We start from the raw sequence: 14,036 nt of genomic DNA on the forward strand, positions 1-14,036 counted from the left end.
GACGAACGCAATCAGCGTTCCCAAGCCAGGTGAGCTGAATGGAGGCGATTCGAACCGACGCGACTACCGCGGCGTACACCGTCTCGTTCGAGGACGACGCCGCGACGGACCCGTCCGTAACTGGGGGTAAAGGAGCAAATCTCGCCCTGCTGGTCGATCTGGACTTCGCCGTTCCGTCCGGGTTTTGTGTGACGACGGCTGCGTATCGAGCGCTCGTTGACGATGCCGACGTTCGACGGGCGATCGCGGCGGTAGCGGACCTCGATCTGGCGGACGCAGACGGCATCAGTGATCGGTGTGCCACAGTTAGAGAGCGGATTACGAACGCACAATTCCCCGACCCGGTAAGACGAGCAATCGAAGAAACGCTGGCGGAGCGGTCGACGGATGCGGTTGCGATACGATCGAGCGCAACGGCCGAGGATTTACCGACCGCGTCGTTTGCGGGACAACACGAGACGTTCCTCGGCGTGCACGATCGCAAGGCGATTTTCGACCGGATCCGTGACTGCATGGCGAGCCTGTTTACCGAACGCGCCGTCTCGTACCGGCTCGAGAACGATATCTCTCACACTACTGTCGCGATGGCGGTGGTCGTCCAAGCGGTCGTGGAACCGGAGGCGGCCGGCGTTCTCTTCACCGCCGATCCTGTCTCTGGCAATCGCCGCGTCGCATCGGTCGATGCGAACTACGGTATCGGGGACACGGTCGTTTCCGGCGACGTCTCGCCCGATAACGCCCGCGTTGATCGACGAACCGGTGACATACTCGAGTACGAAATCGGTGACAAGCGCAACACCCTTCATCTGCGCGCGGATCGAGACGGGACCGAGTCGGTAGCGACCGAACCGGATCGACGGAACTCACGCGTTCTTTCGGACGCGCAACTGCGTGAACTTGTTGAACTCGGGGATCGAGTCACCGACGTGTTCGATAGTGAGCAGGACATCGAATGGGCGATCGTCGACACCGAAATCCTCTTACTCCAGTCACGCCCGATCACGTCGCTGTACCCGCTGCCGTCGCCGGTTCCGGATGACGACCGAATCCACCTCTATTTCAGCATCGGACACCAGCAAGCGATGGCAGAGGCGCTCCCACCGCTCGTCGTCGACTGGGTGCGGGAGATGCTCGAGAACTCCGCAGCCCGTCTTCGCTCCGGGGATTCTACCGCCCCGTTTGCGGCGGCGGCCGGACATCGGGTGTACATCGATCTCAATCCCCTGCTCGACAACGGCCTCTCACGACCGGTCGCCGTTTGCCTCCTCGGTGCGATGAGCGAGCCAGCGGCGACGACAGTTGAGGACTGTCTTGCGGAACGGCGAGAACGAGAGACCGCCGAGAAACGGAACCGACTCGACGGCGCGGTATCGGTTGGTCGTGCACTCCGCCGTCTCGTTCCGGTCATCGGTCCGGCCGCACCGACGGTGCTCGGCCGCTTCATCCGGCCGTTCGTCTGCGGTCCGCCGGACCCCGAACACGTACGCCACCGCGTCGAACTGCAAGGCGAGCGGATGGCGGACCGGATTACGCAACCGTCCTCACAGGCGGCCCGCGTTCGACACGCGTTCGACGCGGTCGACCACGGGACGCTCGTCGCAACCGTCGGCAGCCAGTCGATGCCGCTGCTCCTCGCCGGACTCCTCTCCGGCGCGATTCTCGAGCGGCTCTTTCAGGACGCGGAGGACGAACTCGACGCCCTCGGAAAGGGATTCGACGACGAGATCGCAACCCAGATCAACCAGCGGCTGAACGACGTGACCGATATTGCTCGCACCCATCCCGACGTGGCCGACGCGCTCACCGCCGGAGACTCGCTATCCGAAATAGAACGCGTCGATGGCGGGGACGAGTTCACAGCCGCGTTCACCGCGTTTCTCGACGACTTCGGCTCCCGAGCGAGCAGCGAAATAGACCTCAGCCGCCCCCGCTGGAAGGACGATCCCGAGTTGCTTCGCAAAACGATCCGCAGTTCCCTCTCGGGAAGCGACGACCTCGACCACCGCGAGCACCTTGCGCAGTTGAAAGCGGATGCCGAGCGCGCGGCCGCCGAACTCGAAGCACGCGCTGGACGCGGCCTTCTGGGTCCGATCCGAAAGCCCGTCGTGTCACGACTGCTCCGAGTCTATCGTGGCGGGATCCAACTTCGGGAACATCACAAGCACGGCGTCACTCGCTTTCTCACCGCCGCTCGCGATGTCTTCACCGAGGCGGGGGACTCGCTCGCCGCAGACGGTCAGATAGACCAGCCTGATGATGTCTGGTTCCTTCGCAAAGACGAACTCCTCGCCGCGCTCGAAGACGATTCCCCAATCGATGTCGATATCGAAAAGCGACGCCGTGCGTACAATCGGGACGCGTCTCTGACTGCTCCGCCGATTCTCACCAGCGACGGGAAAACTCCGGCGGTGACGGCGGCGATCGAACCGACGGGGCACGAACTCGTCGGAACGCCGGTTTCGTCTGGCATCGTCGAGGGTCCCGCTCGAGTGGTGACCGATCCGTCCGAGGAGTCCCTCGAAAACGGCGACATTCTCGTCGCTCCGTCGACCGATGTGGGGTGGACGCCGCTGTTCCAGAACGCGGCCGGGCTCGTGATGGAAGTCGGCGGCCGGATGACACACGGTGCGCTGGTCGCCCGAGAATACGGGATTCCCGCTGTCGTTTCGGTTTCGGACGTAACGGCCGAAATTCAGAGCGGGGAGCGAGTTCGCATTGATGGGAGTCGGGGAACGGTTGAACTCCTCGATCGGACTGATGCCGACGATCCGACGACGGCTGCTCGCTCCAGCGGTCCCAGTGACCCCCGGCGCTAATCTCGGTGTCGGTGTCTGTGTCCGTCGCTCGGAAGTCGCGATTACGGGCCGAGTTGCGGCGGTGATCGTGGTGGTTTGCTCCGATGATACCGGTGGTCGTGGTGGTCGTCTCGACACTCGCCGGCAACTCGGCTGACCGCCGCGATCCGAGTTCAGTCCGGTGAACTCGTCTCGCAGGGGATCAATTCGGCCTGTCTCGTTCGGTGCGGGTGGCGGTGCCGGTGCCGGGATCGGAATCGGGAGAGGGATCCGGCGGAGCGACGCGACAGCCGCAGGGACCGGCGATGGCTTCACCGGGGCCGATCATGGTTTTCCGCGCGATCGGCGTCCCGCAGCGAGGACAGCGCGGGAGGGTGCACTGGTCGAATCGGTCGGACTGGCCGGGGTCGTCCCCGCCGTCACTACCATCGACGGTGTTGTCAGCGTCGTCGCTCATCCCAACTGACACCTCGTCACTCTCGTAATTCGGCAGGAGATACCTGCTGCTGATCGAATTGAGCGATGCATCAGTCGTGCGGGATGTTTATATCCCGTGAGAATGTACGCAATCATGGCTGCAAGCCTACTCGGCTGGAAGCCACGTCTCGGATGTCTCCAGCATCCGGGGCATTTCATGCCCGTTTAATGGCTTCCGTCCTAATTGTTGATTGGTAGTGACTTATATCTACCGCCGAGCGACGGGAAGGAGAGCGCTCTCGAAGCGCTCGGATGTCGTGGAATCGGTACACGGCAGGGAAGACCGCCTCGGGATTTCGATCAGTAGCGGATTGATCCGCTCGTCACTCACCGCATGGGACAGTGCGATACGAGCGGGCGAATGCCCCGTGTCGCGACCGTGGTTGCGACGAGGATACTGAACTTTGCTGAATCCGATAACGTATGCGATGATTTCGCTCGGTAGGGGCCGGCGGTTCGTCAATCCGCGGATCCGCCGGCGAACGCATCCCCGGGCGCAATTTCTCCCTCCGTCAGGTAACACTGGGGATCGGGAGCGAAGAGATCGTCTTCGACCGCGAGTGCGCGCAATCGGGACGCCCCGCGACAGATCTATCGATACCGGCACTCGGAACACCGTCCAGTAAGATGGGTCTCGCGCTCGCGAAGCGCTCGCAACAGCGGGTTCGTCTCGTCCTCCCAGAGTTCACCGAACGGATCACTCGATCGTTTCGACCGGATCGCCGATGCGGAGCGTTTTCCCTCGATCGACCTCGGGAACTCGGGTGATGACCATCAGCGTGTAGTAGTGATCGAAGGCGTCCTCGTCGGCCCACTCCGGAAACCGTTCTCGGCGATTTCGGACGAATCGCGTCCGAAATTCCGGGATCGGGTCGCCGGTATCGGGATCGCGCTGGGGAACCACGCACCGGCCACACGGCGTGACGCCCTCGAAGCGGCTGTCGCCGATCTCTAATGCCGGGGCGTCGTCGCCGACGAACCGATCCTCCCAGAACGCCGGAACGCCTGAAACCTCCACGTTCGCCCGCATACGGCGTCGCGCTCCCTCGACCGTCATCTCGTCGAACCACGAGGAGACCGTCCGAAGCGTGGCCGTGCTGATAAGCGACGGCCCCATCTCGCGGCGGTCGACGAACCCCAGTGACTCGTCCCGTTCCAGAACGAGTTCCATCCCGAAATAGTCGCTGAACCACTCCTCAACCCGTTCGCGCTCACTCTCGAGATCGAACCGTCGTTCGTCGCCGTCGGCCGTTTCGACCGTCATCTTCCTCGCCGCCGGATCGAAATCGGTCTCGAGTTCGTGGACGCGGTCGGTCCGCTTGCCGTTAATCACGTCTCCGTCGGTGTCGACCAAGACGAACTCGCGGTCGTACCGGAGGGTGCCGCCGTCGAGAACGGCTGTCGAATCGAGATCAATCCCGTCGAGTCCCTTCACCGGAAATACGGTGAGTCGTTCGAGCGTTGCCATTGATTGATATCTCCCGTCGAACCCGATATTCGTTTCTGTGGCGGTCGTGTTGCGGCGACCGTCGATGAAAGAGCACGTCGTTTCCGCTGAAATCACTCTTCCCATTTCGGTCGGCGATTGGCTTCGGTCGCTGCTCGGCACTGAGAAAGGGGGCCTCGGGTACCTCGAACACCTCGCTATCGGGCGGGTGTGGCAGTTCGATCGGGTGTCTTTCTCGACTGAACCGTCCTCGCCGCCTGCGAGTTCAAACTGCGGTATCGCCGGCCGAATCGGCGGCTCCGAGTCCGCCAACCTGAGCTGCCGACGACTGACTGACATTTCGCGTGAGGGATCGACGCAGCGCGTTAGTTGGGAAGCCCCATCGCGCTGATCTGTTCCTGGTATCGGTTCCGAATGGTGACCTCGGTCACCTGGGCAACGTCGGCGACCTCTTTCTGCGTCTTCTTCTCGTTACAAAGCAGCGCACTCGCATAGATCGCGGCCGCGGCGTATCCCGTCGGGGATTTTCCGGATAGCATTCCCTGTTCGGCCGTCGTATCGATGATTTCGTTGGCTTTTGCCTGCACCTCTTCTGGAAGGTCGAGTTCCGAACAGAACCGCGGCACGTATTTTTTCGGGTTTACGGGCTCCATCTCGAGACCGAGTTCTTGCGAGATGTACCGATATGTGCGGCCGATTTCCATGCGATTAACGCGCGACACTGCAGCGACTTCGTCCAGCGATCGTGGTATCCCTTCCATTCGACAGGCTGCGTACAACGTGCTCGTGGCAACGCCCTCGATCGAGCGGCCGCGGATCAGATCCTCATCGAGTGCGCGCCGGTAGAGAACGCTCGCGACCTCTCGAACGGAGCGCGGGACGCCCAGTGCGGAGGCCATCCGGTCGGTTTCGGAGAGGGCGAACTGCAGGTTTCGTTCGCCGGCGTCTTTCGTCCGGATCCGTTCTTGCCATTTTCGCAGCCGGTTCATCTGCGATCGCTTGTCCGAGGACAGCGAGCGGCCGTAGGCGTCTTTGTTTTTCCAGTCGATCGTGGTCGTCAACCCCTTATCGTGCATCGTCTGGGTCGTCGGGGCACCGACGCGGGATTTACTGTCTCGTTCCGCCGCGTTGAACGCTCGCCATTCCGGCCCGCGGTCGATCACCTCTTCCTCGATAATCAATCCACAGGCTTCGCAACTGATTTCGCTCTCGTCCGGACTTCGCGTGAGTGAACTCGACTCGCATTCGGGACAGGTCTGAGTTCCCTCTCGCTCAGTAGTCTCTTGTTTCGATTGCGTGTCCTGATCTTTCTGCCGAGTTAGGCGTTTCACTATACGTACAAAATGCCTCACGAGAGTTAAACACTTGGTGCGATCTGCTGACGACCATCATTGCCGACCGTCCGCTTTGAAAGCAGCGGCGAGCAGGTGAGTCATCGTCTCCGCAGAGGGTCTCGCGACCGTCTCCGGAGCGCCGGTACGACGCGAATTTTGATTTATCGCCGTTCGAGTTCGGGTACGAAGGCGTTCAAGCCGCGATACCGAATACGCCTCGGTCAGTCTCTCGACTCGAATCCCCAGGCTTCCAGTCGCTCGACCACGTCCTCGACGTTGTACATCGCTGCCTCGTACGCTGCCTCTCGAACGTCGGTCTTCGAGACGTCCGTCCCGAGTTCGTCGCTCACCGCGTCGACGAACTCGTCTTCCGCGTCGACCACGTAGTCCCGGAGGTAGAACTGGACCATCTCCCGGTCTTGCTTGACGTTATCGCGAACGTACACCCAGGGTACGCCCCCATCGGCGGCTCCCGCCTGCGGCGGCTCGTCGACGATTGCGTTTTGGGATCGCGATTGCGTTTGCGCATTGGTCTCCGTCTCCGACGAGTTCTGCTCCGATTCAACGCTGGCTTCTCTCTCGGACGACTGGTGCTCCGCCGCCGTTGCCTTCGAATCGTCCGCGGACGCCGTTTCGTCGAACGTCGTCTCGAGTTCGGCGCTTTCCGTCTCTGTATCCTCGTCTTCGTTCGGCCGTGCGTTCGAACTCGTTTCAGCGTCGCGTTCTCCGGGTTCGTCGCGGTGGGTCCCTTCGGTTTCGCTGTCGGTTTCGTCCTCATCCTCGCCCTCGTTCTCGTTCGTGTCAGGTTCCGGTTCGGACGCTGGTTCGGGCTCGGCAAACGGATCGCTGCCGGACCCTTTCTTCATAGCCCGCCCACCTCCTCGATGCGTCCTGCCAACTGGTCGATCTTCTCGAGCGTCTCCATCTCGTGATCCCGCGTGCGAGATCGGTGCGTCTCGACGTAGTGGGCCGGCGTGCATTGTTGGTCCCAACAGCCTTCGAAGAGCGACGATCGTTCCCGGAGTGCAACGGGCGCGGGATAGCCGCGCTCTCGAACTTCCTCCAGATACCGTTCCTGGTCGGTCGTTCGTCCCACGCCGTTCGGAACTGCGGAGAGAACGCCGATTTCGGCTTCGAGTCGTTCCTCAAGCCCGTCGACGAGTTCTTCGAGTCCGATGACGCTTTGCATGCCCTTCCCGGTCGGTTCGACCGGGATAACCAGACTTCGGGTCGCCGAGACGGCGTTGTAGAGGTGCGGGCCGGCGGTCGCCGGTGGGTCGATGACGATCACGTCGTATTCCTGTGGGATCCCGGCGTCCATGAGCACCTGGCGGAGCCGATCGTACGGATCGAACTCGTCGCCTTCACCGAGATCGTCGGCCATCCGCTGTGCGCGATTGAGCAAGTCCTCGAGATTCTCGAGCATGTTGTGACTCGGCAGGAGGTCGAACCCGTGTTCCGTCTCGAACACGAGGTCCTCCAGCGATCCCTTCGGTCGATCGATCAGGTGTCGAACGATGTTATCGGCCTGGCTGTCGTCTCGGGGTGCATCGACATCGAGGAGGTAGGTGAGCGAGCCGTTTTGCTGGTCCATGTCGATCGCGAGCACGTCGAGCCCGTGGGCCGCGTGGGCCTCGAGCAGGGCCGCACCCACTGTCGTCTTGCCGACGCCGCCGGCCTCCGAGTAGGTCGTATAGGTGAGCATACGAACCAGTTAGTCTCCCCGACTATAATTCTCCGGTATATGGTTTAGTTAGGCCATTCGGTTAGCATAACTAGTTGGTCTAATCGGGTATCGGCGGGAACTGTGCTGCAGCGCGGCTCGCGGACGAGACGACTCGTCTCGGCCGACGGACGTCGGTGTTGAACTCGTTAGGCTAATGAGATAGGCTAGCCAGTTGGTTCACTCGGTAGGTCCACCTGGATAATCTACCGTGCTATCTCTGCCAGTATGGTGTGCCGGGTCTCTTTGCGAACGCGCCCGCTCTTTGAGAACTGTCTGGATAGGGCAACCGGCTTGGCTGGTGAATTATCCTGCTAAACTGACTCATTGAGTTAGTTCTATCGGTTAGTCCTATTGATTAGATCTATCGATTAGGCTACTTCGATGCCCTTATTGAAAAACCGTTTCGGCTGAAATAGTGGGTACTCCTTGCCAGCTCGATTCGTTGGTTATCTTTCCGGACAACGCACGCTCCTCGTGGCCAACCGGGGGGTGATGGCGGTATGGCTGACTGACCGATCTTGCCGGTCGATACGATCGGTGTTCTCTGATAGTTAGGCTTTTTAGATAGTCTAACCAATAGGCCTTGCCGGTTAACTGCGTACAGACGGCAGTAAAACCGAACGGTCGCTCCGGAGAACGCCACCGAGTAGCGTTCTTGCCGGTAGGTATTTCGAATAGAATCGTTCGACGGCCGCTTGGATGGTGTTCGGTCGAGTTCGTCTTCTGTGTCGTCTCGTCGCGTCCGTTGACGGCTTTGTGTATTGGACCTTCTAGAGAAGTTTGTTAGTTAGCCTATCTGATTGGTCTACCCAACAAATTCGTCTGATTAGGTCGCTTGTTCAGTCTCGCGATACGCTGGCGACTGCGACCGCCGACCTGAATCTCTCGAACGAGTTCAGCTGGCCGTTTACTATCGGAGCGAAGTCGCACGCTGTGCAACCGCAGTCCATCTGTGACCTGTTCTCTGGCGAGCGGTACATAGTAGAAATATATACACTTAACTACTGGAAATAGTCGTCACTTGTCATGGGAGAAAACCCCACGGAGCGACGATCCACGGTCGGGCGTCGCAACTTCATGGCGGTAACTGGAACGGCGGTCGGCACGGCCCTCACCGGGATCGGCACTCGGCCTGCTGTCGGGACATCGGCCGCCGAACCGGGTATCGAGGCGCTGTCGTTTTACTCTGCAGCGAGTCAGATCGCACCGGACGGCGAGAGCGAACTCAGCGACGACGAGACTGTTGTCGTCTGGGCGGAGCCGACCGCGTACAACTTCGAGACGACGGACGATGGCCCGTCGACAGTCGTCTACGAGACCAACGATATTCCGCTCGTCTCCGAAGACGGCTCCGTCGTCGGGCTCGGTACGGTCGAGTTCATCAGCGACGATCAGGGCGGTTTCGACGTTGGGAACGAGGAGTTCATGCTCAATCTTTTCGACGCCAAAATCGGCGGCGGGGGGACGGTCCTGTGGGACGAGAGCCACGATCAGTTTCACGAACTCGCCCTCGAGCACTACCACTCCTTCGAGCAGTACGCCGCAAACGCGGGCTACGAGTTGCGGTCGACGACCGATATTCTGGGCGGCGCGCAACTGCTGTTCCCCTCGACGGCGAGTCAGGTCGCCGCGGGTGGCGGGCCGCTCACCGACCCCGCTCATGTGCTCGTCTGGGCGGAGCCGACTGCGGAGAACGTCGACGACGCGGGCGATTCGGCATCGTACCTCTACGGGGAGGACGAAGCGATTCCGCTCGTTTCCCGAGACGAGGCAGTCGTCGGATTCGGGACGCCGGAACTGCTCCAGGACGGTGATCTCACCGAGTCCAACGAGCAGTTCGTGCGCAACTTGCTGTCCGAGACGATCGGCGAGAGCGGCACGATTCTGTGGGACGACGCCCACGACAGCTACTACGATTCCTCCTCGTTCGGCGAGTTCGCGGCCGCCGTCGAGGACGACGGCTACGACTTCGAGGCGACCGAGGACTTGCTCGGAAGCGACGGCGGCGGGATCGACGAACTCGAGTTCTTCTCGACGGCGAGCCTGCTCGATGCGGACGGTGAGCCGCTCACCGACGACTCGCTCGTCGCCGTCTGGGCCGAGTCGACCGCGGAGAACGTCGACGAAAACGACGACGGATTCGTCAGCTACGCCGGCGTCGATGCGGACATTCCGCTGGTTGCGGTCGACGGAGCCGTCGTCGGAATCGGCGCGCCGCTTGCGACCGACGAGAGCGACGTCGACGCCACCCGCGAGTTCCTCGTGACCGCCTGGGAGGATCGACTCGACGGGCCGGGGACCGTCTACTACGACGAGAGTCACGGGCAGGCACTGACGCTCGACGACTACGCCGAACTCGAGACGCTCGCGTCGAACCGCGGCTTCGACGTGGGAGCGACCGACGACCTCGCGGCCGACCTCGACGAGGCGGATCTCGTGATGATCACGACGCCCGGGGAGGCGTTTTCGGCGGCCGAACGCGACGCGCTCGAGGCGTTCGTCGCCGACGGCGGTGCCGTATTCATCCACGACGAGGCCGATTACGACGGTCACGCGACCGACGCCCTGAACGACCTCGCGGCGGCGCTCGACCTCGACTTTCGGTTCAATTCGGACCAGGTCGTCGACGACGAACACAGCGACTGGGCCCCGTTCGTGCTCCGGACGACGAACGTCAACGACGCGTTCGAGTTCTTCGACGGATCGGCGGACGGCGCGACCATCGACGCCGCCGACGCCGTCGTCATTCCCTCGCCCGGCGAGGACTATTCTGAGTCGGAACTCGACGCGCTCTCGGCTCACGTCGCCGGCGGCGGCGCGGTGTTCCTCCTGGACGAATCGGAGTTTACCAACGAGGAGACGGCGACGCTCAACGACATCGCCGCTGAACTCGACGCCGCCTTCCGGTTCAACGCAGACCAGGTCGAGGACGAGACGCACAACGACGGCGTTGCGTTTGTTCCCACGACCGCGAACTTCAACGACGGGTTCGACGTGTTCGACGGCGTGGGCGCACCCGGTCTCGACGAGGCCGACGGACTGGTCGTCTCCTCGCCGTCGACCACGTTCTCGCAGCCCGAACTCGACGAACTCGAGGCGTTCGTCGCCGACGGCGGCGCGCTCTTCTTGTTCGACGAGTCCGACTTCGGCGGCCAGGGCAATTCCGAGACCGGCTACGACGAAACGGCAAACCTGAACGCCATCGCGGACGCGCTCGATCTCGATTTCCGGTTCAATTCGGATCAGGTGAACGACGGCGACGGCGAGTTCGACATCGAGACGACGAATCTCAACACCGCGTTCGACTACTTCGCGGAGCGCGAGGAGTCGATCGGCATCGAGTTCGATCCGGGCGAGGAGTACTACGGCCGCGTCGTGCGCGTGTTCGACGGCGACACCGTCGAGGTGGAGTTCGACAGCGAGTACGACTACCGGGATGTGGTCCGCCACCTCGGGTTCGATACGGCCGAGACGGGGGGCGTTTCCAACGAAATCCACGAGTGGTTCGGCGTCGAGGATATCGAGCACTTAAACGAGTGGGGTGAGAACGCGACCGCGTTCGCCCTCGACGTGATGACGCCCGACGGCACCGACACGGGCGACACCGACATCGAGGGACGGCGGATCAAGCTCACCTTCGACGACGTCGAGCCGATCCGGGGCAACTACGGACGGCTGCTCGGGTACATGCACTACGACCCGGACGATTTCGACGCCGATCCCGGGACGGGCGAGTACTCGGTCGAGTACAACCGGCAGATGGTCGCGGAGGGATACGCCCGCGTCTACTCGTCCGGATTCGGCCGCCACGACGAGTTCGCGGCCGTCGAGGAGGCCGCGCTCGCCGACGGGCGCGGCGTCTGGTCCGCGGCCGACTTCGACGCGGTCCCCGAGCACCGCAACGATCCCGTCGAGGAGGTGTACGTCCCGCGAGCGTCCAGCATCACGACCGACTCCGGGCCGCTCGCGGCCGACCGCGTTCCCGTCGCAGCCGGTCCGGATGCCGATCAAGAACCGCTTTCCGGCGGCAGCGTCGACGCGTACGACGAAGCGCCCCTGATCGGGGTCGATCACGACAATCGCATCGCGATGATCGGCGGACTGCTGTTCAACGAGGCCTACGAGGAACTGGAGGGATTCCCGGTCGACACCGGCGGCTACGGCAACTTCCCGCTGGTCACGAACCTCGCGCGATACCTCTCGCACAACGACGGCGACTTCCTCGTCGAGGGCGGACACGCCCAGTTCGACGTGTCTGGCTCGCTTTCGCTGGAGCGGATGCAGTACTTCCTCCGCTTCATCGAAGGTATCGGCGCTCGGCTCAGGCAGTTCAACGATGTCGTGACTACCCTTCCCGAGGCGGACGAGCCGACCGCCGTGTTCCTCACCGCACCGGGGCGGGCCTACACCGAGGCTGAACTCGACGCACTCCGCGAGTTCCGCGACGACGGCGGTGCGGTGATCCTCGTCGGCTCGACGGCGGCGAGCGCCGACCACCGCGCAAACCTCGACGCCGTCGCCGCCGGCCTCGGCTCCGACCTCCGACTCAACGACGACCGAATCGTCGACACCGTCAACAATCTCGCCGGCGAGGCGGCACTGCCGGTGACGAGCACGTTCGATCGTTCGTATCCGCTGTTCTCGCCGGTCGGTGACGACGCGTTCGGCCATCTCGATCCTCAACAACGGGCGTATCTCGAACTCCTCGCCAATGACGAGGGATTCATCATTCGCCCCGCAGTCGACGGGGCTATCGAGGACTGGTCCGCCGGCCGCATCGACCGCGAGACGCTCGACGCTGCCGTACTTGCGTGGGAACGGGAACATCGGGTGATCGCACCATGAGCGCGCAACGCCGCTGGACGTTCACAGCCCTCCTCGTCCTGATCGCTGGCACCGTCGCCGTCGCACCCGTCGTTCCGGCAGTTCTCGCTACCGGCGCGAGTTCACCTGCGCCCGACGCCGCAGACCCGTCACCCGTCGGATCGTCCCCCGATGCGGGACCCGTCCTCGCCGCAACGATCCTCGACGGCGATGGCGGTGGCGCACTCGCGGAGACGACCGTCGTCGCCGAACTCGACGGCCCGACCGACGCGGTCGAACTCGTGACGACCGACGCCGCGGGCACCGCTTCGATACCCGTTCCCGAATCGGGAACGTATACCGTCACCGTGACGGCGAAAGACGGCGCGACGGCGACCGAACGCGTGGATATCGCGGCTCGCGAGAGCGAGGCCGAAACGACGTTTGAAGTCGAGTCGGCGGCGACGGGTGCAATCGATGCGCTCGTCACGGACGACACCGGCGAACCGCTTCCGGAAGGGACGTGGGTAACCGTAACCGGCGACGACGCGTTCGGACCCGACCGAACGGGGCTGGTCGGTGCCGACGGCTCGGTCTCGATCGACGGCGTGGAACCGGGCACCTACGATCTCCGCGCGCTCACTAGCAACGGCACCGAAACCGAGACGACAACAGTAACCGTGGCGGCCAACGAGACGGTCGTGACCGAGTTCACGACGAACTCGTCCGATTCCGAGATCCCCGACGACCGCGGCGAGGACGTCGACGAGCTTCGGTTCCGGAGCGAGGCCGTCGACGATGACGTTGTCGTCTACGGCGACGTCGAGGGCGATATCGTCCTCGCCGGCGATACGCGGATCGACGGCGACGTTCTCATCGCGGGCGATGCCGGCGGTGATGTGGTCGTTCGCGGCGCAGCCACCGTCGATCGGATCCTCGTCGGCGGCGACGTTCGCGGTGACATCGCGCTCCGAGGCAGCGGGACCACTGAAGCCGTGGCCGTCGACTCCGCCGAGACGCTCACGGTTCGAGGGAACGCGGCCGTCGACGGCAGCGTCGAGGCGGCCGACATCGGCGACGTAACGGTTGCCGGCTCCGGCTCGATCGGTGAACTCGCCGTCGAGAACACCGCCTCTCGGATCAAACTGACCGGCGGCTCGACCGTCGGCACCGTGACGGTCGGCGCTGAACTCGAAACGTTCGAGGCCCGCGGCGGGGCGACCGTCGACGGATCGGTGTCGTTCGCGACTGCAGAGACGGTTCGACTCACTGGCGGCGCGACCGTCGGCGGCGATCTCGTCGGCGACGCCGTTACCCAAACGTTCGCCGTCCCGGACCGCCTGGTTGAGGGTGACGTTTCGATCGACGACCTGCCTTCCGGTGCGTGATACGGTCTGTTGTAACGATTTACCGGCGCAACCGTAGGACGGGCGCGGTTGCGCCGGAAATGACTT

General features: G+C 63.0%; 8 protein-coding genes and 1 pseudogene. 3 read left to right on the top strand and 6 right to left on the bottom strand.

Annotated elements, in window-relative coordinates; translation table 11 throughout:
- Window positions 1-38 precede the first annotated feature (38 nt).
- Entirely contained in the window at window positions 39-2,816 is a 2,778-nt protein-coding gene (locus SM755_RS21375) for a PEP/pyruvate-binding domain-containing protein (protein ID WP_323174459.1), read from the top strand.
- A gap of 181 nt (window positions 2,817-2,997) precedes the next feature.
- On the opposite strand, the gene SM755_RS21380 is transcribed toward SM755_RS21375, so the two are convergent.
- From SM755_RS21380 to SM755_RS21405, 6 genes and pseudogenes are all read right to left on the bottom strand, one after another.
- Window positions 2,998-3,252 carry a hypothetical protein gene (locus SM755_RS21380; protein ID WP_323174460.1) on the bottom strand — a complete coding sequence of 85 codons (255 nt, stop codon included), beginning with the start codon at window positions 3,250-3,252 and terminating at the stop codon, window positions 2,998-3,000.
- Between the two features lie 479 nt (window positions 3,253-3,731).
- Window positions 3,732-3,968: pseudogene (locus SM755_RS21385) on the bottom strand (radical SAM/SPASM domain-containing protein); the annotation flags it as partial.
- A 1-nt stretch (window position 3,969) separates the two neighbouring features.
- On the bottom strand, window positions 3,970-4,740 hold the full coding sequence (locus tag SM755_RS21390; protein ID WP_323174461.1) for an MOSC N-terminal beta barrel domain-containing protein: 771 nt from the start codon (window positions 4,738-4,740) through the stop codon (window positions 3,970-3,972).
- A 344-nt stretch (window positions 4,741-5,084) separates the two neighbouring features.
- Window positions 5,085-6,050 carry a transcription initiation factor IIB gene (locus SM755_RS21395; RefSeq protein WP_323174462.1) on the bottom strand — a complete coding sequence of 322 codons (966 nt, stop codon included), beginning with the start codon at window positions 6,048-6,050 and terminating at the stop codon, window positions 5,085-5,087.
- Window positions 6,051-6,274: 224 nt separating this feature from the next.
- Window positions 6,275-6,919, bottom strand: a complete 645-nt coding sequence (locus SM755_RS21400) for a hypothetical protein (RefSeq protein WP_323174463.1) — start codon at window positions 6,917-6,919, stop codon at window positions 6,275-6,277.
- On the bottom strand, window positions 6,916-7,758 hold the full coding sequence (locus SM755_RS21405; RefSeq protein WP_006666871.1) for a ParA family protein: 843 nt from the start codon (window positions 7,756-7,758) through the stop codon (window positions 6,916-6,918). The genes SM755_RS21400 and SM755_RS21405 overlap by 4 nt, the downstream gene beginning before the upstream one ends.
- Window positions 7,759-8,805: 1,047 nt before the next feature.
- Between SM755_RS21405 and SM755_RS21410 the strand changes: the two genes are divergently transcribed.
- Together SM755_RS21410 and SM755_RS21415 are read left to right on the top strand one after the other, a co-directional pair.
- Window positions 8,806-12,624 carry a DUF4350 domain-containing protein gene (locus SM755_RS21410; RefSeq protein WP_323174464.1) on the top strand — a complete coding sequence of 1,273 codons (3,819 nt, stop codon included), beginning with the start codon at window positions 8,806-8,808 and terminating at the stop codon, window positions 12,622-12,624.
- Window positions 12,621-13,970: a hypothetical protein gene (locus tag SM755_RS21415; protein ID WP_323174465.1), complete on the top strand. Its 1,350-nt coding sequence runs from the start codon at window positions 12,621-12,623 to the stop codon at window positions 13,968-13,970. The genes SM755_RS21410 and SM755_RS21415 overlap by 4 nt, the downstream gene beginning before the upstream one ends.
- Window positions 13,971-14,036: the final 66 nt, after the last annotated feature.

The organism is Natrialba sp. PRR66, from assembly GCF_034808065.1.
GTDB classification, from domain to species: domain Archaea; phylum Halobacteriota; class Halobacteria; order Halobacteriales; family Natrialbaceae; genus Natrialba; species Natrialba aegyptia.